Source organism: Haloprofundus halobius (genome assembly GCF_020097835.1).
Taxonomy (GTDB): Archaea; Halobacteriota; Halobacteria; order Halobacteriales; family Haloferacaceae; genus Haloprofundus; species Haloprofundus halobius.
In genome coordinates this window covers 108058-132014 of record NZ_CP083668.1, presented here as the reverse complement: position 1 = coordinate 132014, position 23957 = coordinate 108058, and the positions used below count along the sequence as shown (strand labels likewise).

Genomic DNA, 23957 nt, shown 5'->3' with positions numbered 1-23957 from the left:
GTAGTTGATCACATCTCGTAGGTAACGATCGATGGCCCCGAATCAGCCAAGTCCCGAGTCTAGAAAACGGGCCCAGCCACTCTCCTATCTCGAACTAACTACGGCGACAGCAGCATCGGCGTTCCTGATGATATATTCGGATGTATGACCGAGGAAGGCCCGACGGGAAGTTGGCCGAATACTTGTCCCCATGACGATGAGGTCGTCCCTGTGATCAGAAGCGAGTTCGACGAGTTCATCTTCCGGTTCACGGTCTGTGACAACCACGTTTGTCCGGATTTCGGCCCCCATCTTACGACCGAGCTCAGCCTCTTCATCAACGATTTCCTCGCCAATTTGTCGGGCCTCTCGGAGATCGGGTTCTTCCATAAACCGGTCTCCAATCCTTGGCTCATTCACTACGTGGACGATTTCGACCAATGCGTTACGATCACGAGCGATCGCAAACGCAACCTCAGCAGCATGTCGATTGAATTCGGCACCGACTGTTGGTAAGAGGATGCGTGATATCGATTCCTCGGCCAATCCTTCAACACCGTCAACATTAGCGTGAACAGCCATCACGGGACAAGGAGTATCCTGGATAATCTCGTCGACGAGATCCCCCAGCGGTGGGTCGTTTGGTTTCGCGCCGCGCTCAGCAGTCCCTATCGTCAGCAGATCATAGTCTCGCTTGGCCTCTTTGAGGATTGCCTCTTTCAGATTCGGATTTTCGTTGCGTGCGATTCCACGCATCGATCGTTCACCTGACGGATCGAACTGTTGGTCCATCCGTTCCAGACAGTCGCTGGCTTCTGTAGGGATAGATTCTTCCGCCGTAGTGTCACTATCTGTTATATCTTGTTGACCCTTCGACCGTCGGAACAATCGCAGGCGGAGACGATCTATGAATCCCAGTTGTTGGTCCTCCTCGCCGGCCTGCAGGTACATCGCGGTAACGTCAATTTCGGTGTCCTGAGTCATATGCCCCAATAATCTCGCCCCGTATTGCGAGTCTACGCTACATCGGGTCGGCTGAAGTACCGTGGTCATCTGGCCGAGGAAGCTCTCGGCCTGTTGTTGTTCTCGCTCGAGTCGCTTGCGTTCCTGTTCGGACATCTCCAGTCGCGGGATGGTTTTCCGGAGTAGGGGTGGTGCCATGAGCGACGTCACGATCGCAATCATGACGATAATACTGTACATCTCGACTGTCAACACCCCCAACCCGAGACCGATCATCGCGACGATAATCTCCATCGCCCCCCGAGCGTTTAGCCCGGCTCCCATCGTGATTCCCTCCCAGTGACCCATTCCGGCTGCAATCGAACCGACGTACGAACCGACAAATTTCCCGACGATCGCGATTACGAGCGCAGCTGCACCGACTCCCAAGACAACTGGGTCTGCCATTGTTGAGAGGTCCACCCGCAAGCCCGCTGTCGCGAAGAAGATTGGAGCGAACACCCCGAGAGTCACCATCTCGAACGTGTGCTCGGCTTCGTAATCGAATCGGTTGACCTGGCCGACAAGAATTCCAACGACGAAGGCTCCAAGTACCGCTTCCAGGTGAAGGTAGTGTGTAAAAGCACCGACACCAAGCGCCAATACCATTACAGTAGTTATCATCGCCACCTGTCCCCCGATGACGTCGTCAACCCACCTCAGGAGCCATCGCACCGCTCGCTGTCCCACAGTGAGACCAACGCCGAGGAAGATCACGAGATAGAGAATTGTCTGTCCGAGACTCGTCAATTCGATCGTTCCCGCCTCGGCCAAGCCCGCTACGAGCGCGAGCAAAATCCACCCGATTGTATCGTTGATCATCCCGACTGCGAGCTGCATCTGGCCGAAATCCCGCCGAATGACCTCCATATCCATCAGGATCTTTGCGATCACTGGCAGTGCTGAGATCGAGAGCGCAATCCCCACGAAGAGACTGAAAACCAGTCGTTGACCTTCCCCAGCAAGAAAACGGTCGGGAAGGACCCAAGCGAATCCAAACCCCAGCACGAACGGAACTATGATGCTTGCGAGGGCGATGACTGTGGCATCAACTCCCCGGCTGACGATGAGGTCGAGATCGGTTTCCAAACCGGTGAGAATGATGAGCATTAGTAGCCCGATCCAGGAGACCACCTCGATCAGATGGAACTGAGGATCGACAGCCGTTCCTGATTCAAAGATTATGCCAAAGACAATCGTGACCGAATCGAGAAGTGAAGGGCCGAGTAGGATACCTGCTAAAAGCTCTCCAACAACCGCAGGGAGGTCAAATCGTTTCGCAATTTCTCCGAGAGCCCGTGCTGTGAACAACAGTAACGTAAGCATCACGAAGACCCACAACAACTGTGCGTGGGCAATCGGCTCGATGACTCCACTTGCGTCGTTCTGTAATAGTATGTTTGGCACCGTTACGGCTGAGGTGTGTGGGTCGAGCATTTGGTTACTAGAAAGTTTGTGAGCGCACGTAGTTGTTCTCTACGCGATTGTATAGGGGACTGTACACAGTACTAGAACTCAGAATATAATCCCGTATCGAACTCTCCATACATAGGTCATGGAACGAATCGTGATAAGAATGGCGAATTATATGCCGAACCGTGAATATCAGGCGATAGATCGAGTAATTTATTGAGAATTCGCTACTGTCCACGAATCGATTCACGAAGCCTATACACTGACCATTCCTCGAACTATGGGGAATAATCATCTCTGGCAAGAAAGCCCCGATATGGACACACATACTCGTTTCGAATGATCTGTTCATCCTCAATTTCGAGGCCTAAGTCATAGAGTTCTTGCGCGATACGGCTCAAATCATCATGGTCAAGGCCTAAGACATTGATATATACATTATCGTGGCCATTCATAATTTCACGTACTGCTTCGACACCATGGATCTCAAGCGCCTGTTCGGCAAGTTCTTCGCGTTTTGATATCGGTGCCGTGCAGATAAGTTTCGCGTACAGCGGGAACCCAGCTGCCTCGTAGTCGATCCCAACGTGATAGCCAGTTATGATGCCTTCTTCCTCAAGATGTTTGATACGCTTTCGCACAGTACTCGATGAAACTCCCTGTTCCTCCGCAATATCTCCAGACGACGTATGGCGGGCATCCTGCTGTAATGCATGAAGGATGTGCCTGTCGAGTTCATCAATATATTCCTCTTTCATGGATGTCTCTTGTGAGAATGCGCTTATATAGATTAGGTGAGAAAACCCACGACTTCAGTCGTGGGATGAATCACCGCATAGGTCGCAACCACTGAAAATGAAAGGTATGAATGCCCACACGTCGTTTCTATGAACGTCGCTATGGGTAAACCCACACGTCGAACACCGTTCGGACGTGTTTCGTGGGTCAACCTGTACGACTTCAACGCCATACTCCTCTGCCGTGTACTCGACGTACTCGTAGAGGTGTCGGAACGCCCAGATGTGTTGCCACGTCGCTTTCGGAATGTTCTCTCGAATTACGTTACGTCCTCGACCGCGATGAGTGAGCAGTCGTGTTTGACGGCCTCCTCGATAAATTCGTTCGCTACTGTGTGCCGAAATATCTCGAATCGACCAGTCTCCTTGTGACCGACACTCTGGATGTTCTCGTGGGCGTGCCGAGAGCCACACTGTTGGAGTGAGCCACGACGCATCTCGTACTCTCCGCGTCAGTAGTTGAACTCGTCTGCCAACCAAAATCGGCCTGTCGAAGCGATGGCCATGTTGTTGACGGGTGAACTACCTCGCCCTATTCAGCGACGCTTCGCGTTGCTTCCTTGAGGGCGGGGTTTCCTGCTTCTGTGACGCGACTTGCATCCACAACGATAGCTGAGGAGACACCGTCGGCAGACACAGCGGTCGGGTCTCCACAGGCGTTCGAAAATCACGCTGTGATTTTCGCAGCCCATCAGAATCGCAAGGTGATTCTGAGGACGTGTCTTCGGAGTGAACCACTCCTAGTTTCGAGAGTCCTCATGAGAGACCGTTGAGTGCCGCATTCTAATCCCTATTCGTTTCAAACCCGCAGGTCCGACACGAACGTTCGCGCATCCAGAACGGCTTGTACACCGACGCACACTCCAGCGTGGTCTGTTCAGGTTTCACCGTGACCACGCACCGGTGGGTCCTTTCTTCACCGTCACCTCCTTGATGTCTGTATCGTTGAGGATATCGCGGTGAAGCCGTATTGGATCCTATCCGATTTTTGAGAGGTACAGCAGTCCACGTCCGTTCGGGCCACTCTTGGTGTCGAGTTTGAAGCCCGATTGGTTGTACGTGAAACTGGAAGTGACGTGGTATCCGTCGTGACCGTGCCAGCACCACTCCGAGGCGGTATTGGCACAGTATTTGAACTGCTTGACAGTCTCTCGAAGGTGTGGGTCGACTCCTTCAGGTGTGTCAAGTTGATGACGGCAGTTCGAGAGGACTCATCTTCGTTTCACATATTTGGCCAGGTTACTTAAGTATAGAGAGTCAGCCTTGCTCTCGAACGTGGTTGTGAAATGGAGTGTCGGTTTCCTCCCCGAGGTCGAACCTCGGGGCATCCGTCTTGCGATTCTGTGAACCTGTTTCAGGTCGGTCCACTCGTGTTTGAGATCCAGCAGTCGCTTCTACTCGGAGTAGGCGGACTTGTCGTCTTAGCGCTTGAATTTTGACAAAACAACTAGCTTAATACTTTTAAGGCCAAGAATAGCCGAATGTTCTTACGGTCTATTGTTTGCTCTCTTTATCCGATCTCTATCTATGATCAATTGCTCATCTATCATTCTATAAGAGGAAGAATAAAAACAAATAATGCTAATGAAATAATAACGACGGCTATACCGAGTAGCCCAAGGATACCAAATGCAGGGTGCTGGAATATAAGTCCACCACCGATTCCGATGATAATCAAACAACCGCCGAGAACCATTCCATATTTGGCCCCTGCAATCTGAGTGTCCATAAATGGTTTGGGGAGATAGTATCTCAAGAAGCCCCCGATTGTATTTCGATCGGATTCTATCCGGGAAGTCACAACACGGCAGATCATCCGAACACCCCCAGATAGCTTTCTGTCAGACTTAGCTCTAAATCAAGTCATTTAATGATTCCCCTCAAGATATCGTTTTGGATAATTGTTTTGGCCGTGGCTTATTTGTTATTCTATAACGCAATCCATAACAAAAAAATTGGATTCACACTCGCAGCTCATACACTCGTCATAATATCCAGTACGTTATATATTGTTTATCTCGTGAGCGCGGAGCTAACCGGCTTCTGGCTATATTTTTGGTCGTTTTTCCTCATCTCAGCTTTGCTTTCCCCTCTTGTTTATTTTCTTTCCAGAAAATCAAAATTCATAATATGAATCCTGTGAACTCAACTGGGGGGCTTATAATAATCTGACTAATAGAAAAACACACAAGTCCCTAAAATCGCTGTACTGGATGGCCTCTCGGAATTTAAGCTCGAGAGCGTGATGGAGGACGTCTTCTGAAATCTCGGCTACGAGAACGTCCGTCAGGCCGAGCGAACCGCTGACGAGGGGCGGGACGTCATCATGGAGGGGTCGTCGACGGCACCCGGCGCGCAATCATCGTGGAGTGCAAGCACACGGGGACGGTCGGGCGCCCGGTCGTCCAGAAGCTCCACTCGGCGATCGCGACGTTCGACTTCGACGGCCCGAAACATGGGTTCGTCTTGTGCTGTCAAGACGGACAAGCCGTTGTGGGTTCGTGAACACTCCTGGCCGGGATGTGGATTCGAAGCGGATAGAGATGCGACGCGGCGTGGAACATTCTGTCTCGCGGTCTCGAAGATGTAGGAGTGGGACACTCCGAACGAACGCCTGTGGAGACTGCGCTCCCTGCAGGAATCGATTCAGTTCCTGCAAAGCGCGTCGTGGAAACAGGAAGCCCCACCCTCCAGGAACGAACGACATCAGCCGTGAGCAAGTAGGGCGGGGTAGTTCACGCAGGAACATATCCTCATCCAAGAGAATGAACGCTGTTACGTAACCCCCGGACCGTCATCGCAGATCCGCCGAGGAGATACACCGTCACGGACTCCGACAGCCAGCTATCGAACTCCTCGAGGAACTCTTTGATCGCCTCGCCGCCCTTGAATACCGTCATACTACACCGTACTGCTCTTTGAGCGCCATAAATTCTGATTCACTTGGAAGGACGACAGGGATCTCGTCCGAGTCGTCGACCCCTCCCTGCAGTGCCTGGTACATCGCAGCGACCGTGGATTCCAGATCGTACCACGTTGCAGTGTCTGTGAGCGTCTCCTGATCGATGTCCAACGCCTCGATCAACAGCATCGCTAGTTAACCCGGCGGGAATCGCTATCGAGGACGAGCCTGTGACACACCACTTCGCCCGGCGTGAGTTCCTCGTCGGGCGCATACCAGAACGCGAGCTCACCTGCAAGGAAGAACTGCAGTCCGTACTCCTCGAATCGACCGAGTCCGGTCACCTGCCAATCATGTGCATCTAATTGAATACGACCTACGCTCGCTTCGCTGCAGTGCCGCCGAACCCGTCAAGGGTGTCGTTTCGGATACCGACTGGGGAAAACAAGGAGACGAGGTCTCCGGGTCGAATCTCGGTACGGCCGTTTGCCGACACGACTTCCTCTCCGCGTTCGATGGCGACTACTAGGACGTCCTTGCCGAGCAAGCCCTGCTCTTTTGCCTCCGCCAGCGTTTTGCCGGCGACTGGCGCGTCCTCGGTGACGGTCAAGTCTACAACTTGTGCGTCACCGACGAGGCTTAACACGTTCGTCGCCGGCTGGGAGTGCGTGGCGTCCGTCGGGCCGTAAGGCTGGTAGGGCTGATGGTACTCTTCCTTAATGAGGCTCTCGTCCTCGATGGCGATGCCGAGGTCCTCAATCTCGCTGGCGATGCGCTGTAGCGACGTGGTGTCCTCGCCGATGGCTTTCACGTGGAGGCCGTCGTCGCCGGACATAACGTTGCGGACGTTGACCACGCCGGAAATATCGAGGATTTTCCTTGTAAGGCGGTCACGTTCGGAAACGCTGGCGCTACAGACGAAGAGGCCGGTGAGGAGGCCGTCCGCGCGCTCATAGTCGATGTGTGCGGGATAGCCGCGAAGAATGCCGTGCTGTTCGAGCTGATTGAGACGATTCCGGACGGTTCCCGCCGAAACGTTCACTTGCTCGGCAATTTCGGTCGCCGTCGTGTTCCGGGCGTCCGACCCGAGATAATACAACGCCAACCGGTCGATTTCGTCAAGACGATAATCCATTCTTATCGGTTGTTCGTGCGCCACCACAATTGACCTTTCTATCGTTCAACGGGATGCGGCTGAGTTCCGCAGCGCTACAGCTCGCAGGACGCGGTTTCGGTAGGGCCACAGGTTGGACACTCTGCCATCGGCTCGTCTAGGGTTGTCCCACAGTTCCGGCACTCGTGAACCGTCGCCGTCTGCCCCGAGACGAGTTGGCGTAGCCGACGAAATATCACGGTGATATTCCGTCTACACACGCCCACTTATAAGTATAGATTTGGAGAGTGAGGTTTTTATGCGGATGGCCAGATAGTGACGGATATGAATCGAACCACAGACGACGACCAAGACCTCTTGGCACACGTGCTCCTCCCGATTGCCCACGAGGAGGACGCACGAGCTACCGCACGGGAACTCGAACCCTACCAGCCCAAACGGGTCACCGCGCTCCACGTTGTCGAGAAGGCCGGCGGCGCCCCGGACAAAACACCTATCGAGCAGTCCGAGGAGCTCGCCGAGGAATCCTACGCCGCCGTCCGCTCGGTCTTCCCGGACGCCGACGACCACACCGCGTACGCTCGGGACGTCGTCGGGGCCATCTTCGACGCCGCCGAGAAGGTCGACGCGACCGCCATCGCGTACCGCTCCCGCGGCGGTAACCGGCTCATGCAGTTCCTCTCCGGCGACCTCTCACTCAAACTCGTCACACAGGCTGATCGACCCGTAATCGCGCTGCCGCGAGCCGACAGCGACGGATGAGCGACGACGAGCTCGCGAAGGACCTCGGGCTGATTTCGGCGATGACGATCGGGATTGGGACGATGATCGGCGCCGGCATCTTCGTGCTGCCCGGGGTCGCCGCGAACGCAGCAGGGCCTGTCGTCGTTGTCTCGTTCATTGTCGGCGGGCTGATCGCAATGGTGAACGCGCTTTCCGTCTCCGAGCTCGGCACGGCGATGCCGAAGGCTGGCGGCGGTTACTACTACATCAACAAGTCGCTTGGCCCGATGTTCGGGTCAATCGCGGGGATGGGCGACTGGATGGGGCTCGCGTTCGCCTCCGCATTCTACTGTATTGGATTCGGCCAGTACCTCGCCGTGTTCGTCGGTCTCCCGTCGATCGCGTTCCTCAATCCGATCCAGTTGGGAGCGCTTGTCGCCGGAGGGATCTTCGTCGCGGTCAACTACATCGGCGCGAAGGAGACCGGCGGGATTCAGACGGTTATTGTCTTCCTGCTGCTCTCGATCCTCGCCGCGTTCTCTGTCGCCGGGTTTCTCTCGTTCGACTACGCGACACTCGCTGGGAGCGAAGGCGGACTCGCCCCGGCGGGCTACGGGGCGATCCTCCCGGGGACGGCGCTCGTGTTCGTCTCGTTCCTCGGGTACGCGAAGATCGCGACTGTCGCCGAGGAGCTGAAGAACCCCGGCCGGAATCTCCCGATCGCCATCATCGGAAGTGTCGCCATCGTCACGGTGATCTACGCGATCCTCGTGACCATGATGCTCGGCGTCGTCCCGTGGCCGGAACTCAGCCAGGACGCGCCAGTCGCGCAGGCCGCGCAAGTCGCCTTCCCCGAGTCCATCGGACCGGTGACGGGAGTCGCGGGGATCGCCGCCGGTGTGATGACCGTGGGCGCGCTCCTCGCGACCGCATCGTCGGCGAACGCGTCGATCCTTGCCTCCGCCCGGATCAACTTCGCGATGGGACGGGACAAGATCGTCACCAACTGGCTCAACGAGATCCACCCGAATTACGCGACGCCGTACCGGTCGATCCTCGTGACCGGGGCGCTCATCATCGTCTTCATCGCGCTGTTGGGTCAAGAGATCGAGGTGCTCGCGAAGGCGGCCAGCGTCCTCCACCTCATCGTATACGCGCTCATGAACGTGGCGCTCATCGTCTTCCGCGAGGCCGACACCCCGGAGTACGACCCGGACTTCACCGTCCCGCTGTACCCGATCACACCGATACTCGGCGCGGTCCTGTCTCTCGGGCTCGTCGCGTTCATGGAAGGGATCGAGATCGCACTGTCGGCCGGCTTCGTCATCGCGGCCGTGGCGTGGTACTTCATCTACGCCCGGGACAAGACCGACAAACAGGGTGTACTCTCGGAGTTCATCCGGAGCCGAGAAGCGGATCTCCCCGATCAGGTGGTCGACGCCGCGGACGCAGTCGCGCCAAGCGGAACGGGAGATGAGGGGCCGACGGTCATGGTCGCCGTGGCGAACCCGCGGACCGAGAGCGCGCTCATCACACTCGCCGGCGTGCTCGCCCAACACAAGGGCGGTCGCGTACTGGCGACCCACATCGTCACTGTCCCGGACCAGACATCGCTGGAGACAGCCGCCGAGAATCGTACCGGCCTCGACCAGTCCTCTGAGGAGTTGCTGGCTGCCGCGACCGAAGACGCTCAGGCGTTCGACGTCCCGATCGAGACGAAGACGATCCTCTCGCACCGTGGGATCGAGGAGGTGTTCGACGCTGCACGGACAAACGACGCCGACACCGTCGTGATGGGCTATGGCGGAACAAGGTTCGCTGGCGGGCGCGTCGAGGGTTCGCTGGACGAGCTGACCCATGACCTCCCGTGTGACTTCCTCATCTTGGACGGGCAGCAACTGGACCTCTCGGACGTGCTCGTGCCGACTGCCGGCGGTCCCTCCTCGGACCTCTCCGCTGAGGTCGCCCGTGCGCTCCGTGACACCGTCGGTGTCGATCTCTCGCTACTGTATGTCGTCGATTCCAGCGAAGAAGAGTCCGGGCGAGAGTTCCTCTCCGGCTGGGCCGACGGACACGACCTCGGTGACGCGGAGCTGCGCATCGAGGCGGGTGACGTAGAAGAAACGATCGGCCGGGTCGGCGAGGAGTACAGCCTCGTGATCGTCGGCGCGACGGAGCGCGGGCTCCTCTCGCGGATCGTCCGTGGATCACTCGCGTTCGACACAATCGAGAACCTCGACACGCCCGTGCTGCTCTCGGAGCGACCCTCGTCGCGGTCGCTGCGGGAACGGCTGTTCGGCGGGCGTTGACGCCAAGACACTTCCTCGTCTTTCGGCGCGTACGGTAGGATTTCGGTAGTCGCTTCTGGAAAGTTGCTACATGTACTTGATCGTCAAGGTGCGGGCTACATCGGGACGCCGCTCGTCGATTTGGCGACCGACAGCGGCGCCTCGATCAACGGCGCTCACCTATGGCACCCACTACGGGCGCGGATCTAGAGCGAGATGTCAAGGTATGAGTGACGCCGGCCGAATTTCTCGTTTTTCACCGATCACATCAGTCCCCAACCGCCGACGGCCGGAGCTGCCTCCGTCTATTTCGTCTCTGCTCTGGGGACTCTCCGGCTTCAAAGCAAAGATAGTAGCATGAACCGCCTCGGGGTCAAGCCCCGACGCACTCGCCTTGTCGCTTCGGTAGAAACCCCTCAATAATTCTCCAATAATATCACCCAGCAGAAACAGAATGAGTGCAAAATTTATTCAATCAGCCTTGGCTTCGACAGGGTCTTGCGTATATACTAATTCACCGGACCGATCAAGCCAATCAACGCCCCACTTGACCGTCACCGGCACTAGCGAGGTCGTGAACATTGCCAGGAACACAAGGATGGAAAATAGCCCCTGGTCGATAATACCATTCGAGAGCCCGATCGACGCAATGATGATCTCGACGGTTCCGCGGCCGTTCATGCCGAAGCCGATGACGAGTCCTTCGCGGGAGGTGAGGTTCGTCGGTAGTGCAAACAACCACGAGCCGACGATCTTCCCGACGAACGCAATACCAACAAGCAGAACAAGCAATCCGAGGTTCTGCGTAAAGACGTCGAGGGTGATTTGGAACGCAACCGTCACGAAGAAGATGGGGGCAAAAAAGCCGATTGCTAGGTCGTAGATGACGCTATGCATGTGCTCGTAGAACTCCTCATGCAGATCCGCCTGCCGGAGGAATAGCCCCGCCATGAACCCGCCGATGATCATATGGAGGCCAGCGAGGTGGGCAAGTTCCGCGAAGACGAGCGCAACAAGCAACGCGATGGAGAATGCAGTCGTCTTGTCGACAAAACCGTACCGCTCGCGGAGCGAATCGAACTGGTCCCAGACGTGTGGAAGGAACCGGTAGCCGATGAACAGAGTGATGGCGAAGAACGCGATGGCTTTGGAGAGGATGAGCCCGATTGAGGCTGCGCTGACCGTACCTGCCTGGATGAATCCGAGGACGGCCGCAAACGCCACCAGAACGCCAACGTCGGAAACTAACGCACCTCCGAGCAGGACACTCGCAATACGCGTATCTAGGATGTCGAGGTCAACCAGAATACGCGATTTTGTGGCAAGCGACGTAGCTGCCATCGCCAGGCCGAGAAACAGCGCGCCCTCGCTAGTCGCAATGGTGAGCACACCGCCTACGTATCCGAGTGCAAACGGAATGACGAACGCACCAATGGCAACGATGAGTGCTTGCGGCCCCAAGTCGAACAGATCATCAAGATCGACTTCCATCCCGACATACACCATCAGGAGGAATACGCCGAGCTGTGCCAAAATATCGAGCGTGTTCGAGGGCTCCAGTAACCCGAGGATTGGTGGGCCAAATACGAGGCCTGCGAGCAGTTCACCCATCATCGCGGGGTAGCCGATGCGCTCGGCGAGGGCTCCGCCAATCCATGCGAGTACAAGGACGAGCAGTAGGTTTAGAATGTCAATTTGTGCGGCAGCTTCGACCATTTCAGCATCCCCCTCGGATGATCGCAGCCAGTTGACTCTGTAACGAGTGCTCTGTTAGGTTACGCGGTGCTACTGTCTGTCTGTTGGTTCCGAACATCTGTCTGTTAGTGGTCTTGATTATCCGAGTGGACGTTCTCGATCGCAGTCGTCAGCGCCTGCGTCGAGTTGATGACCTCGACATCTAGTTCATCGAACAGGTCTAGGTTTTGCGGATGATTGACGAGGACGATGATGCGGTCTGTCTTGAACTTGACCCGTAGAAGTTGTGCGATGAGCAGGTTTTTACTATCGCTGTCGGTTGCGACGATGACTGTGTGGGCTTGGTCAAGGCCAGCGTCCGAGAGCGCTTGAAAATCCGAAATATCCGTTTTATGCGCGTCGATTCCTCCTTTGATTGCCCGCTCGATGGTAGCTGTATCGTCATCAAGGAACACGACGGCGATCTCCTGCTCAAGGAAGCGCTTTGAGAGTTCTTGACCGAGGTCCTGTCCACCGATGACTACTGTCTCCATGATTCGTTCTCTTTCGGGTGATTACGTCCCGTACTCGCGCTGTTTGAACACATTTTTGAACGGACAGTACCGGTCGGTCTTCGAGTGTCTCATAATCGGCATGTGCGACCGGAACGTGATAAGAACAGCGATTAAAATACTGTCCCGTGATTCAATAGGCTCTTTAATCTCGAATTGGTATTCCAATCAATTATCGATTTGATTTTACATTTACTTCGCCAACACTACTCGTTGTCAGCGTGAGGACGAACTGCGGTAGATCTCACGGTCGACCGTGTGACGGTGCTTATGGAAGTTACAAGGCTAAAACCCCGTCCTTCACAGTAGTTCCGAACGCCAAAATGCGTGCAGTTTCCCAATAAAAAGAAGCACCCTCCCAACTCTGGTGTTGGTTTTGACGCCAGCGCGTCAATCCCGCCATCCGGGTGAGCGCGGTCGTGATCAGAGGTCATACTGTGAGTCAGAGGTCCATGTACTTCAGACTACCAAGCCGCTCGCTGGCGGTAGTTGTAGTGTCTTGAGTTGCTCACCGTTGATTGAACCGCTACTCGATGTCGACGCAGATTCAGTGCGTAACCCGCTCGTCTTCTCCAAGTATAGATTTTACTGGCTATAGAGCTGTAAACCACATTGCAGAGAGTTAACCAACAATGGCGAGACACTCACTTCGGTGTTGGTTAAGTAAGCTCATCTGGATATCCTCCACCCCAAAGAGCCAAGACTGGCCTCACCTGACGTGTAGATGATGCGGAACCTCGAAACTCCACTCACGAACATTGAACAGGAGGCCTACACTCGCATCCAGCAACTCGCCAAGTATACTGATGGGGAACTTTCACCCACCGATGCCCTTGCGGCTATTTGTGCCGCAGGCAATACGCACCCGGATGAAATTCTTGAGCGACTCATCCTCAAAGGCTATCTCTACAGGGTCGACAACACAATTCGTCTGACTTGATTACTTTGCTAGTCCAGACTTCGACGACCGCTTTCGACACAACTCCAACACGGCAGTTCAGCATCCGAGGGGAAACACTCGCAGTCATCTGGACGCTTTGACTCCGTATCCTTCGTATGTTTTTCAACACTGCCGCCATCGGTCGCAACGCGATTCATCGCAGCCTCAAGCACTGGTCTTCGGATTGCAACTGCGACTCGGTGTTTGCACGCGCCACTGTATTTTCGGTCAGCGGGACAGGTACAGAAGGCCGGAATTCCGTCAGAAACCTCGACGGTGTACTCGTGTTCGTCTGGATTGGTCCTCGCCGTGTTGGAGAACGCCGGCGGGGGCAACGACAGCGATCAGGAAGCCCACGCACGGAGTGATATCAAGTGACAAACGCCCCCGAAGACCAACCCAACGACCGCCGGACAGCCACTAACGAGTTCCGAACTACTGAGAACGTCCCCGAGGATGCCGAATGGGAGGTAGTCACCCAGGTCCCCTATGACTCATCTGAATCCGACGGGTTGACGACCACGATTATCTACGCGGTTGCCGAGGCAGAAGATGTCTCACCCAGCGACATCAAACAACCCCCGCTGTATGAGGTGGTCGATACTGCCGCCCTCGAGTCGGCGTTATTCGGCTCGGGGTCAAGCATTCAGACCAGCCAGTGCTCGACTGAGTTCATGTATCGTGGCCATCGTATCGTCGTACAGACCAATGGCTAGGTTATCGTCCACGAGCAGGTCGAGGGGTAGCTGCTCGCTCACGCGAACATTCAGTCTATCAGTTTCAAGACCTTTAGCCTCAAACCTACAGACTTACTCAACTATCTAGAGAATCGTTCCGGAAGCTACCTCCGCGGTGTTTTGCAGTACGACGATGACGAAAATGAGGTCCTCTACCTTCGAGCGATGTCCGGAAAGAACGGATACTGAGCGAAATCGACAGGATGCTTGCACGGTTGAAACCAGAGTTTTCTGCATCAGAAGAGCGTGCGTTCCCCCTCGGAGATCTGTACGTGACTATCCGTCGATTCGAGGACGCCATCATCATGCACTTCCCTCGAGGACAGAACCGAGGTGTCGTGGTCTCACTCGAACCAGAGGCTGGACTAGACTTGAACCAATTCACCACAGAGTGTATTCGACTTATCGACGAGTGAATTCGGGATTCAAGCACGAATGATATTACACTAGACTATCTCTCAAAAACAAATCAGTTAGATTATATTTCTGTAATCAATAGTAGGAGATGCAGTAGCGTACTGCATCATCGAAATCGGGCGTCGTAGTGCTGACACACCCATTACGACAGTCAGAGGCACCCCCGACACTCCCTTCCCCCCTTTCAATAATTTCTATCTCGTCGATGTTTATCTCCGTCCCTGGAGATGCTCTCTGTATTGTCCGAGCGTCGCCCGCCTCTGGACGACACTCCCGACGGTGTCGAACTGGACGGAGGCAAACTCTGTGTTCGACTGGCTGACGAACGCCTTGACCTTCTACGTTCTGCCAGCGAAGGTTAACGGCAACGTTCAGTTCGCTGACTGCCCGTCGACGAAGTATTCGCACGTCGGAACTCCGTTGATCTAGTCGTCGACGCGTATCCATCACTCGAACGTGTCTTCAGGACTGTGTACTCGCTGTGAACGTTCACTCGTAGTGTTCGCTAACATCCCCGAACTTGACGGCTTGTTCCCTATCCAGCGAGGTATCGTCGCCGAAGTAATCTGGTGTGTTGAACGTCGACGCATTGTCGGACCCATTCTCAGTCTCCATCGTCCAGGTAGCGCTTGTCGTTGAGGAACCCAGTATCGATGTACTCCCTTGTCGAGAGAGCGATGCCGTCGGCGATGAGGACTCGAGTCCCTCAGCATTCGTCTTTATCCTAATCGATAGTAGAGTGAAGTACCGTCCTCCGTTTCGACCTCCTTGCTTGTCACGGTCTCCTCTTCGACGAGTTCGTTGAGTGCCCCATCAATATCGTCAACGACGATTGTTGTGGCAGTCACGTCACCAGCGAAGTCGATTAGGCTATCAGAGAGTGAACCGAGGGATGTCGTGTTCGGTTCATAAAAGGAGGGGTAAAATCGACACCGAGGACGATTTCCCGTTCGAAGGTCTTGTCAGGACGTTCGCTCAGAAACGACGTGATGAGATCCTTTTCGGTCTCAATGGGCCCTTCTTCGTCGTTGGCAATCGGACCGTCACCGCTCACTTCGACAGTCCCTGCTTCGAGTTCATCGTTGGAAATTGGCATTCTCGTATTATCATATGGGTTCATGGAACCAATTAAGTATCGAATAGAGTGGTTGGAGTTCAGCGCCCAACAGAAAGCACCGGTATTACCTCCCTTAGGGCCGAAATCCGTTATGACCGATATACGCGCTTTATCAGCATACACAACTTCTGTCTCAATTTGAGGATCTTAGAGAACGCTTTTACGATGACTGTTGTTTTCGAGCGGAAATTGCCACGTAGGAGTTAACCAACATTGAACCATCCCCTTGGCTGTTGTTGGTTAAGACTGCTATAGATGGTTGAAGAGAAGTCTACTAATGGATTTCGACCAGATTACGCTTCGATCGCCGTGTATTGGTCTTCCCACCTTCGTCGATCACGAAGCACCTCTTGTCCCTGCTCTGTGATCGCATAGTAGTTCGTTCGACGGTCGAGTGGTCCCTTCTCAACGTACTCTTTCTTTACGAGCGAATCGAGGTTTGGATAGAGTTGTCCGTGGTTGATTTCGCCGTCGACGTACTGTTCGAGTTCGTCTTTGACGTCTTGTCCTGATGGTTGCTCGAGCCCTGCGATGACGTAGAGGAGGTCACGTTGGAATCCACTCAAGTTGTCCATATGTCATGAACAACGAAGTTGTATATAGAATTTCGTAGTATCACAATTGCTTATAATTCTGGAGTTTATTAAATACAGGGCGCGTATCGGTCACTGAGCCGTTCCTATCTCGGAGACTCTATTGAAACCTTCCGTCACTGACAGAGGTGATCTACTGACTAGATTGGTAATTGCGTTTCATCATCTTGTTATCTATTTGCTGATTGCGAAAGTGTTTATCCCATGGCACAATACAAGTATTTGCGTGGACCGAAGAAACACACTAGGGCCATTGGTACCTCTCTGAGCGCGAGGTAATTTCTAGGTGAGTACTCGGACCACGCCTTCGTGTACCACCCTCTCCCCCTCCCTCTTCACAAGGTTATCGTAAAATTACACCTTTAGCTTGTGCGGTGCAGGGTTCTAAGCCCCCTTCCTCAAGGAGTGAGCAAAGCGAGCGAGTAGGGAGGGCCCTTAGCGCCTCAATTCAGGTAAAACTCCGCGAGGATTTGTGTGGTAAACAGTACGAGCAGAGCGATTGCCTCCTGAGTACTAATCTCGAAGCTCGTGAGAATCGCAATTGCGAAGAAGCTCTGCGCTGCGGTAATCCAGATTTCGGCTGCTTGCTTCGAATCGAAGGGGAGTGTTCCACTGGCCCCTGCTGAGATCGAATATACCACCGCAAGTGTTCCGATGAGCAACGTCCACTGGTTCAATTTCGAGGAGACGAGCGCGTTGGATCTGTGTGCTGCATCCAGAGGATCTGTTCAGCAAAGGACTGTCTTCAAGCGAGACTGATACTCTCCGGCAGTACACCTACCACCGTAGGTGTCATAGGGAAACCCAGTATGAGTGTCATTGTTGAGTTCACCGTCGCTGACGAGGAATTCATCCTCGGTCAGGTGCTTTCTGATCCGCCCGACATGCACATCGAACTCGAACGGATCGTCCCGACCGGCTCGTCGGTCATCCCGTTCCTCTGGGTGCGGGGTGAAAACTACCGGACGTTCGAAGATCGGGTCCAGGGAAGCGAGCGTGTCGCCGAACTCGTCGTTCTCGACCAGTTGGACGACGAGGTGCTGTACCGCGTTGAGTGGACAGACGAACCACACAGTCTATTGGAGGGTATCGATCAGACTGGAGGCGTAATCCTTGAAGCGAATGGCAACAGAGGGTGGGAGTTCCGGCTCCGGTTCCCGAACCACGACGCCCTCTCACAATTTTACAATTTCTGTACCGAGCACGACATAACCATCCATATCGACCGAAGCTATACACTCACCGAGCGAAGCGATATCGGACACCAGTTCGGCCTTTCGCAGCAACAACGGGAAGCACTCGTTCTGGGGCTTCGGCGTGGGTACTTCGATACACCGAGCCAAGTCTCGCTGAACGAACTGGCCGAGGAACTCGGGATTTCCCAACAGGCCATTTCGAGCCGGATTCGTCGGGGGTCGAAGCAGGTGTTGTCCGAAGCCTTGCTCACCTCGGCGGTGGAATCGGACTGATGATTCGCGAGAGGATTTAAAAGAGTGGTTTGGACAACAAACGGCCTTACTCGGAGTGGTCTGATACCATTTGGTGACGCGATGACCACCTCACCAAACGAGGCGAGCGGAGAACGAGCGATGATAGACCGATTGCACTCCGTGTTAGCGAACGAGAGTCGTCGGGCAATGCTCGACTACTTCGACGGTACTCCCCGGGAGACGGCGTTGCTTGAGGACCTCGCGGACTACCTCGTTGACCGTCGTGAGGGAGAGGACGCTCGGTCGTATGAGCGTACCCTGGTACGACTCCACCACGTCGACTTACCGAAGCTGGCGGCTGCCGGTATCATCGATTACGACGCTCGGACCCACACAATCAGATACCGTGGAACTCCCAGTGTGGAAAAGACAGCAGAACGGTAGAGAGTTGTCACTGAGACGACCCAAAGAGAGGTATGAAGCTGGTCATGTGTCTGGCGTGTGGTGAATTTACACAGACCAGGAACCAAGTCGGCGAGTGAGTCCATCTTCAAGACTCATGCCCGCAGAAACCTACCTAGATTCTATCAGAAGTCGCGTGCTGCATACAGAGGATGTATTCAGCAGGCGGCTACTATCGAAACAGCCCTGTCTAAACTCCCGCGAAGTACTCACTGTCTCAGACAGAAAGCCTACAATTACAGGTTCCGGCATCTGAGCAGAGCATGGACTGGGCCGAAGTCCTTTTCGGGAGTAGCGAGGGCGAGTGGAGGACACCGATACTCGGGTCTCTTGCTGCTTCACTTGTTGTCGCAATCGGGTATCTGACAGGCGTCTTTGGCTCGGCTTCGTTCGTCTCGTGGGGTGGCCCGAGTCCACCACTCGTTGCGACACTCATCGCAATAATATCGTCCGGTGCAATCGCATACGTCCGTCGAGGATTCATTCTGGGGGGTGCCAGTTCTTGTTTCGTGTTCCTCTCAACGGGGATTGTGGAAGTTTTCTTCATCTACCGAGGATTCACCTTCTCAGAGCGGCTGGGTTTTCTCCACGACCTCGAGTTCCTAATTATCTCATGGGGGTGTGTATTCGGCTGTATCGGGTGCGTGGGTGGAGAATTGCTCCGCCGTAGGGTTGGAGATGAGGAATCGGGTTAGGTAGGCCTCGTAGAGGGTATCGTAATCAGGAGACCACTTGACCGATTCGCGCGCTGTATTCAGCAGTTGGTGAGCGAACCTCTCGACAACTGTCAGTAACGGAGTGCAAGATACAGAGGGTGTAGCCGTCATCTTAGATACACATACAGTTAAACAGATGGCATTCACTAATTATTGAAAGATAGCGTAAACCTCCAACCGAATTCGTTCCACGTTGTCTCCGTACCCTTTCGTGGGGAGGGATTCTTCCTCGAAGCGGTAGTCTCCGTCAGCGAGACAGACATCTGTTTCAGATTTTGTGCTATACTATTTGTCCATCACCGCGTACTCCTCTCGACCGATGTAGTTATCCACATTGCGCGATCAGCGTTGTAGACTCGTTCTCTGTGAGCCCCTTCCCCCTCCGTTTCCGGCTGCAGTGGGTCAACCGCAACGATAACCATGACTAGGCTTGTCACGAACACGGCGGCTATGAACACGGAGAACTGTTACTAGGAACATAAACCTCACGGCAGGGATAGCAGGGCAACTAAAGAACTGTTATTGAGTTACTTGTTGGTTGTATTGTCGACGCTGAATTAGATAGGCACTTACAATCAGCACGTTCACGATGGGGATAAACGAGATGACGTAGAGGATGTTTGGCGTCCAAGCTGTATGCTCCGCGACGAATTTTCGGTCGTGGAATATAAGGAAGGGAGAGTAGAGAGAGACGGCGATGTTTGCGACGATTACCCACTGTTGGAGAGTAGTGATGTATCCAGAGAGGCGTGCGCTGAGATAAAAGGCGATGAAGTTATTCGTAAGAGACAGAAGAAGCCATAGTAGGAACAGCAAGGGAATTAAGATGAGCAACTTCCACCACCCTCGGTCTGCGAAACGTTGCTGTATGTGTGTTCGGCTCATACTATCGACTATTTGTTTATGTGTTTCAGGGTGTATTAAATCTTTGTCAGAGAGGACCCCACTTCCTTAATAAAAGAAAAGGGGACCAAGTAGTCTTAAGCGACTACTTCGTCGTTGAGTTCCCAAGAATCGGCGGTGTCAGGAGGAGACACAGAGATTGTACCACCTAACGCGATTGAGATCGCATCTAGAATATCGCCCCATTGGGCAGTATTCGTAAAACTCCAAGTATGCGTATAGTTGGCAGAAAGCCACGAAGTTCCAGAACCAGTAGTGACGTTCATCTCTAAGTATCCGCTTGCATCTTTAACTTGTGCGTCTCCATCGTTGAAGGAGACGACGGCCCGATCTCGGTACTCGGCATTTGCTTTCGAGGGCCAAGTGAGAAGGTTAGTCTGGTCGTCGTAGATGGAACCATCGCCTAGTTGTCCGCCGTGATTGACAGAACCCACGACGTAATCGAAGTGGGTGTTGTCGAATGCAAGAACAGCGACGTCTTCTGGTTTGGGACCATCGTAGTCGGCGTTCTCCCGAACTAGGTCCCAATAGGTACCGTATTTGGGTTCATTTCCGCCCGCATTGTAGGTGACGAGGTCCATGCTTGATTTGGATTTGACATAGAAATCCTGTGTGGAAGCACCACCTGAACCGCTTTCATTGGTGGTAGTACCGTCATCCGCAGGCTCAAATTGACGGATATGTTGGTGCTGGACGTTGTTATCTTCGAGCAAACTTACTGCAGAAAGGACTTCGTTATCGTGCAGTAATTGAGTAACTTCATCGGCAATTCCAGCTTCTTCTGCAGAGATACTGGAACTTGCTGCAACAGTGCCCACCACTGAGGCTCCGACGATCGATGCAGTTGCGAATGCACCGCTTTTTCTGAGGAAGCTTCTTCGACTGCTCTTACCGTGGTTTGACCATTTCATAGCTGGTCCATTTCACAGAAAGTTAGACAAGTCCATTACATCATCTACTGATTATATTGAGACAACATGAAATTATTTTCATCCGTTGGTTTTGCTATTATGTATATTCAGGAGATGATGAAATATCAAAATCTGTTATGATAATCCTAGCTTGGTGAATTCTTCAAAATGGAATCATTACATATCCAAGCGAATCAGGACGGGGAGCTACTCTCATCGAAGAATTAGGCGTACGCTCAGATCAATAGAGGCCAAGCAACTTTTAGAATATAACCTTGCGTACGTATTCCACAACTCAGAGGATATAGTGCCCCTGCTGGTTTTCTTCAGTACAGTTATGCTGATGAAGATACAGGCTTCAGTCGACGATGCGATTCACGAATGCGAAGTAGATTGGAAAATCTGAAGAAGAATATTACGACATAGTGCAAGCAAAAATCTTTATTCCCTTGGTAGGATGAATAATAGGCACATTCAGGAATTCTTTGTGTGGTTGTTAGTCACCTTCTCCTGTAAGACCGCAGAACATATATTATCGTGGATAAGTAAATTTAGAAAAATAACGATAACAATGAATGACTCTCCAGGAACCCCTCTCAGAGAAACCCTAAATAAACGGTTCAAAGTTCTCGAATCTATCGATGAAGCTCCGCAGAGAAAACCAGAACTTGTTAAGAAAGTAGATAGCTCTCGGTCTACCATCGACAGAGCAGTATCAGACTTGATAGAACAGAAGTGTGTAGAATACGTTGATGGGATGTATCAAACGACACCCTTAGGCAAGACTTCACTGAATATCCATCCTCTCGATTCACCTTGGTGGAATTGATTTCACTCGTTGAAAATGAACTTTAACAGTTGTTCCGGAAGACACTGTAGCCAAATCAATTGCGGCGTCAAGATTAGTGATTATCAAATCTCGACCTACTCGCCGGGTCTTAGACGAAACTTGTCGAACACTGACGGCGGTGATACAACTGACAGCCGTGACTGCGATACTGAACCTACTCTCTAAACCTTGAGGACGACGCTCAGCTCCCAGTCCTCGGAGGTGGCTACAAGCTTCACAAGCAACGACACCGAACTACAACCTAGTGTCTCTCGACCGCCTGATCCACGAAAAACGGGTGAACGCCATCATTGGGTGGATACTCACGGGAACCGTCGCACTGGGTGCCATCCAGAGCGTTCTCACGGGCGAGATCCTCTGGGGAGTCTTCTCGGTATTCGTTGTGGTCGTGGTATCGCTACCAGGGCTGACGACTCGCAACTGGACGGCGATCGTATCCTGGTCACTTCTGTCTGTCGTCGCTGTCGCTGTACTTGCGAGAGTGATCGAGTTCTACGCCGAGATTGCAGGATACCTCGCTATCGCGGCGCTCGCACTCATTGTCGTCGTTGAACTCGATGTGTTTACGTCGGTCAAACTAAGCCGTCGGTTCGCAATCGTGTTTGCTGTCCTGACGACGATGGCGCTCCAGGCTGTCTGGATCGTCGCTCAGTTCTACTCTGATCAGTGGCTCAAAACCGAATTTCTCAGCACACAAACCGAACTGCAAAAGGACATCGTGACCGTCACGATTGTGGGATTCGTCTTGGGTGGTCTCTTCCAGTGGTACTTTGCACGGTTCGAACCTATTGGTTCCGTCGACGGGTCATCGAAGCACGAGGAGACGACATGACGCTCGGCGACGCACTGGGATTATCAAATTTCCACGAACGCGTTCTCGTGTGGGTTCTACAAATCGCGCTGGCGGGACTGCTCGTCTACGGGCTAGCGGTAGCCCAGATGGCGATCGTTGCAGCGACGGTTATTGGACTCGCTGTAACGTTTCTCCCGGCACTACTCCGCCGTGAGTACGGCTACCGCATGGACGCTGGTCTCGTTCTCTGGATTTCACTCGCGATGATCCTCCACGTCGTCGGCTTTCTTGGCTTCTACGACCAGTACCACTGGTACGACGAGATAACGCACACGATATCGGCGACCGTCACCGCTGGGTTGGGTTATGCAGCCTTCAGGGCGTTAGAACTCCATTCCAAGAACATCGACGTTCCATCGGAGTTTCGGGCAGTGTTCATCGTCGTATTCGTCCTCGCTGCAGGAATGTTTTGGGAGGTACTGGAGTTCGTTTTCAGCGGACTCGTCACCGTCTATGGAATCGACGACATCGTTACTGACATAGTGTTCAACGCAGTCGGTGCGATAATCGTAGCCATTTGGGGGACTGGCTATGTGGACGGGGTAATAGGGTTCTTCAGAGAACGACTTCGTTCCAAGAGTGAAACGTGATCCGTATCGAACTACAGCGCGAAACGAGTCTCAATTCGTTCCACCACGTTCATCTCCCGAAGAGTGTTACATTGTTCGCGCCCCCTCGCACCTGAACCCCTATTTCGATATCGTGGAGGCTCACGCTCGGTAGAGTGTCGTCCACGGTCGAAAATCCGCTGTTCATCGAACCGATCGATCTGTCCCCCTCGGCGATCTCTCTCCCGTTAGTTGACGCTTCGAATCTCCCTAATCGGCGATCGCGGTCACACGGAGACGAAAAGAAAGGCGCGTCCGTCAGTTGCTCGTATCGTTACCGCCGTCGTCACCGCCGCCGCCCTGCACCGGAATCAACTGGGCGTCGACGAAGCCTTGGTCGTCCTCGGGCAGGAACGAGTAGTTCGGGCGGACGCGGTACACCTGATCCTGCTGGATGTTTGCGTCGTTGGCAGGATACACGAGGACCCGCTCGTTCGTGTTGAGGTACCTTGCGATGCGCGTGTTGTAGTCGCTCCAGGCGGTGAAGCCGGTCTCCTGCGGCGTGTAGTTCACCACTCCGGAGACGATTCGGAGTCTCGCACCGGGGTTGAAGTTGTTGGCCTGAAACAGCGCCTTGTAGCGGGGCTGGTTCCCGTCGGTCTGGGCGGCGGCGCCGCCGGTCGCCGACAGACCGAGCCCAAGGCCGCCAGCGGACAGTGCGCCGGTTTTCAGCACGGTTCGTCGAGTTGATTTGCGTTCGTCCGCAGTGTTCTCACTCTCGTCGGTCATAGATTTCACCACGGGCCGTCGAACGGCAAGTGAACGTGCGTCAGCACAACGAACTACCGACGGTAGTTCTGACGACCCACTTCCTGAAAGAGAGAGCAGTTCCGAAAACGTTGGGCTTGTCTTTGGAAACCGCCTTTTGGCTTTCGAGAAAATCACCTAATTCGGCTCAACTAGACATTGCCCTGGATTCTATCTGCCCTCAAGGAGAGAATCCTTTACAGTAGTTC

General features: G+C 53.8%; 24 protein-coding genes and 7 pseudogenes. 14 read left to right on the top strand and 17 right to left on the bottom strand.

What is annotated here, in order from left to right; genetic code table 11:
• Positions 1-84: 84 nt before the first annotated feature.
• From LAQ74_RS19500 to LAQ74_RS19485, 5 genes and pseudogenes are all read right to left on the bottom strand, one after another.
• On the bottom strand, positions 85-2418 hold the full coding sequence (locus LAQ74_RS19500) for a cation:proton antiporter domain-containing protein (RefSeq protein WP_224338168.1): 2334 nt from the start codon (positions 2416-2418) through the stop codon (positions 85-87).
• A 254-nt stretch (positions 2419-2672) separates the two neighbouring features.
• The gene (locus tag LAQ74_RS19495) at positions 2673-3152 is read right to left on the bottom strand and encodes an Lrp/AsnC family transcriptional regulator (protein WP_224338166.1); all 480 of its coding nucleotides are present in this window, start codon (positions 3150-3152) and stop codon (positions 2673-2675) included.
• A 131-nt stretch (positions 3153-3283) separates the two neighbouring features.
• A pseudogene (locus LAQ74_RS19490) lies at positions 3284-3706 on the bottom strand (zinc ribbon domain-containing protein); the annotation flags it as partial.
• Between the two features lie 378 nt (positions 3707-4084).
• Positions 4085-4258, bottom strand: a pseudogene (locus LAQ74_RS20720) (RNA-guided endonuclease TnpB family protein); the annotation flags it as partial.
• A gap of 479 nt (positions 4259-4737) precedes the next feature.
• Complete coding sequence (locus tag LAQ74_RS19485) at positions 4738-4920, bottom strand: hypothetical protein (RefSeq protein WP_224338164.1); 183 nt, start codon at positions 4918-4920, stop codon at positions 4738-4740.
• Between the two features lie 471 nt (positions 4921-5391).
• On the opposite strand from LAQ74_RS19485, the pseudogene LAQ74_RS19480 reads away from it, so the two are divergent.
• A pseudogene (locus tag LAQ74_RS19480) lies at positions 5392-5660 on the top strand (restriction endonuclease); the annotation flags it as partial.
• Positions 5653-5915, top strand: a pseudogene (locus tag LAQ74_RS19475) (RNA-guided endonuclease TnpB family protein); the annotation flags it as partial. The pseudogenes LAQ74_RS19480 and LAQ74_RS19475, both read left to right, overlap by 8 nt.
• A gap of 29 nt (positions 5916-5944) precedes the next feature.
• On the opposite strand, the gene LAQ74_RS19470 reads toward LAQ74_RS19475, so the two are convergent.
• The 3 genes and pseudogenes from LAQ74_RS19470 to LAQ74_RS19460 all read right to left on the bottom strand — a co-directional run bounded on the left by LAQ74_RS19470 (position 5945) and on the right by LAQ74_RS19460 (position 7252).
• Positions 5945-6091: a hypothetical protein gene (locus tag LAQ74_RS19470; protein ID WP_224338300.1), complete on the bottom strand. Its 147-nt coding sequence runs from the start codon at positions 6089-6091 to the stop codon at positions 5945-5947.
• Positions 6088-6452, bottom strand: a pseudogene (locus LAQ74_RS19465) (MarR family transcriptional regulator); the annotation flags it as partial. The gene LAQ74_RS19470 and the pseudogene LAQ74_RS19465, both read right to left, overlap by 4 nt.
• Before the next feature lie 17 nt (positions 6453-6469).
• Positions 6470-7252, bottom strand: a complete 783-nt coding sequence (locus LAQ74_RS19460; RefSeq protein WP_317987404.1) for an Lrp/AsnC family transcriptional regulator — start codon at positions 7250-7252, stop codon at positions 6470-6472.
• 279 nt (positions 7253-7531) lie between these two features.
• Here LAQ74_RS19460 and LAQ74_RS19455 point away from each other — a divergent pair, with 279 nt between their 5' ends.
• Both LAQ74_RS19455 and LAQ74_RS19450 read left to right on the top strand, forming a co-directional pair.
• Entirely contained in the window at positions 7532-7969 is a 438-nt protein-coding gene (locus LAQ74_RS19455) for a universal stress protein (RefSeq protein WP_224338162.1), read from the top strand.
• A complete protein-coding gene (locus tag LAQ74_RS19450) occupies positions 7966-10239 on the top strand; it encodes an amino acid permease (RefSeq protein ID WP_224338160.1) in 2274 nt (757 codons plus the stop codon). Before LAQ74_RS19455 ends, LAQ74_RS19450 begins: the two co-directional genes overlap by 4 nt.
• Positions 10240-10689: 450 nt before the next feature.
• On the opposite strand, the gene LAQ74_RS19445 is transcribed toward LAQ74_RS19450, so the two are convergent.
• Positions 10690-11934: a cation:proton antiporter gene (locus LAQ74_RS19445; protein ID WP_224338158.1), complete on the bottom strand. Its 1245-nt coding sequence runs from the start codon at positions 11932-11934 to the stop codon at positions 10690-10692.
• A 104-nt stretch (positions 11935-12038) separates the two neighbouring features.
• On the bottom strand, positions 12039-12446 hold the full coding sequence (locus LAQ74_RS19440) for an NAD-binding protein (protein ID WP_224338156.1): 408 nt from the start codon (positions 12444-12446) through the stop codon (positions 12039-12041).
• 742 nt (positions 12447-13188) lie between these two features.
• On the opposite strand from LAQ74_RS19440, the gene LAQ74_RS19435 reads away from it, so the two are divergent.
• Positions 13189-13404, top strand: a complete 216-nt coding sequence (locus LAQ74_RS19435) for a hypothetical protein (protein ID WP_224338155.1) — start codon at positions 13189-13191, stop codon at positions 13402-13404.
• Between the two features lie 8 nt (positions 13405-13412).
• On the opposite strand, the gene LAQ74_RS19430 is transcribed toward LAQ74_RS19435, so the two are convergent.
• Entirely contained in the window at positions 13413-13739 is a 327-nt protein-coding gene (locus LAQ74_RS19430; protein ID WP_224338153.1) for an SWIM zinc finger family protein, read from the bottom strand.
• A 39-nt stretch (positions 13740-13778) separates the two neighbouring features.
• On the opposite strand from LAQ74_RS19430, the gene LAQ74_RS19425 reads away from it, so the two are divergent.
• The 3 genes and pseudogenes from LAQ74_RS19425 to LAQ74_RS20790 all read left to right on the top strand — a co-directional run.
• Positions 13779-14120 carry a HalOD1 output domain-containing protein gene (locus LAQ74_RS19425; RefSeq protein ID WP_224338151.1) on the top strand — a complete coding sequence of 114 codons (342 nt, stop codon included), beginning with the start codon at positions 13779-13781 and terminating at the stop codon, positions 14118-14120.
• Positions 14121-14150: 30 nt separating this feature from the next.
• Entirely contained in the window at positions 14151-14330 is a 180-nt protein-coding gene (locus LAQ74_RS20795; protein WP_484494582.1) for a DUF7522 family protein, read from the top strand.
• Positions 14318-14557, top strand: a pseudogene (locus LAQ74_RS20790) (DUF7522 family protein); the annotation flags it as partial. The gene LAQ74_RS20795 and the pseudogene LAQ74_RS20790, both read left to right, overlap by 13 nt.
• Before the next feature lie 720 nt (positions 14558-15277).
• Here the strand turns inward: LAQ74_RS20790 and LAQ74_RS20450 are convergent.
• The 4 genes and pseudogenes from LAQ74_RS20450 to LAQ74_RS19410 all read right to left on the bottom strand — a co-directional run.
• Positions 15278-15406, bottom strand: a complete 129-nt coding sequence (locus LAQ74_RS20450; protein WP_255647839.1) for a hypothetical protein — start codon at positions 15404-15406, stop codon at positions 15278-15280.
• Positions 15407-15423: 17 nt separating this feature from the next.
• Entirely contained in the window at positions 15424-15654 is a 231-nt protein-coding gene (locus tag LAQ74_RS19420) for a hypothetical protein (protein WP_224338150.1), read from the bottom strand.
• 314 nt (positions 15655-15968) lie between these two features.
• A complete protein-coding gene (locus LAQ74_RS19415; protein WP_224338148.1) occupies positions 15969-16250 on the bottom strand; it encodes a PadR family transcriptional regulator in 282 nt (93 codons plus the stop codon).
• A gap of 467 nt (positions 16251-16717) precedes the next feature.
• A pseudogene (locus tag LAQ74_RS19410) lies at positions 16718-16966 on the bottom strand (sodium:calcium antiporter); the annotation flags it as partial.
• 6 nt (positions 16967-16972) lie between these two features.
• On the opposite strand from LAQ74_RS19410, the gene LAQ74_RS19405 reads away from it, so the two are divergent.
• The 3 genes from LAQ74_RS19405 to LAQ74_RS19395 all read left to right on the top strand — a co-directional run bounded on the left by LAQ74_RS19405 (position 16973) and on the right by LAQ74_RS19395 (position 18855).
• On the top strand, positions 16973-17737 hold the full coding sequence (locus LAQ74_RS19405) for a helix-turn-helix domain-containing protein (protein ID WP_224338146.1): 765 nt from the start codon (positions 16973-16975) through the stop codon (positions 17735-17737).
• Positions 17738-17818: 81 nt separating this feature from the next.
• Positions 17819-18142 carry a DUF7344 domain-containing protein gene (locus LAQ74_RS19400; RefSeq protein ID WP_425498555.1) on the top strand — a complete coding sequence of 108 codons (324 nt, stop codon included), beginning with the start codon at positions 17819-17821 and terminating at the stop codon, positions 18140-18142.
• A 281-nt stretch (positions 18143-18423) separates the two neighbouring features.
• On the top strand, positions 18424-18855 hold the full coding sequence (locus LAQ74_RS19395) for a hypothetical protein (RefSeq protein WP_224338143.1): 432 nt from the start codon (positions 18424-18426) through the stop codon (positions 18853-18855).
• A gap of 1001 nt (positions 18856-19856) precedes the next feature.
• On the opposite strand, the gene LAQ74_RS19390 is transcribed toward LAQ74_RS19395, so the two are convergent.
• Entirely contained in the window at positions 19857-20690 is an 834-nt protein-coding gene (locus tag LAQ74_RS19390) for a hypothetical protein (RefSeq protein ID WP_224338142.1), read from the bottom strand.
• A gap of 457 nt (positions 20691-21147) precedes the next feature.
• Between LAQ74_RS19390 and LAQ74_RS20785 the strand changes: the two genes are divergently transcribed.
• The 3 genes from LAQ74_RS20785 (at position 21148) to LAQ74_RS19380 (ending at position 22983) form a co-directional block, all read left to right on the top strand.
• Positions 21148-21519: a hypothetical protein gene (locus LAQ74_RS20785; protein ID WP_484494580.1), complete on the top strand. Its 372-nt coding sequence runs from the start codon at positions 21148-21150 to the stop codon at positions 21517-21519.
• 265 nt (positions 21520-21784) lie between these two features.
• On the top strand, positions 21785-22372 hold the full coding sequence (locus tag LAQ74_RS19385; protein ID WP_224338140.1) for a hypothetical protein: 588 nt from the start codon (positions 21785-21787) through the stop codon (positions 22370-22372).
• The gene (locus tag LAQ74_RS19380; protein WP_224338138.1) at positions 22369-22983 is read left to right on the top strand and encodes a DUF2238 domain-containing protein; all 615 of its coding nucleotides are present in this window, start codon (positions 22369-22371) and stop codon (positions 22981-22983) included. Before LAQ74_RS19385 ends, LAQ74_RS19380 begins: the two co-directional genes overlap by 4 nt.
• A gap of 276 nt (positions 22984-23259) precedes the next feature.
• Here LAQ74_RS19380 and LAQ74_RS19375 read toward each other — a convergent pair whose 3' ends face one another.
• Positions 23260-23730 carry a hypothetical protein gene (locus tag LAQ74_RS19375; protein ID WP_224338137.1) on the bottom strand — a complete coding sequence of 157 codons (471 nt, stop codon included), beginning with the start codon at positions 23728-23730 and terminating at the stop codon, positions 23260-23262.
• Positions 23731-23957: the final 227 nt, after the last annotated feature.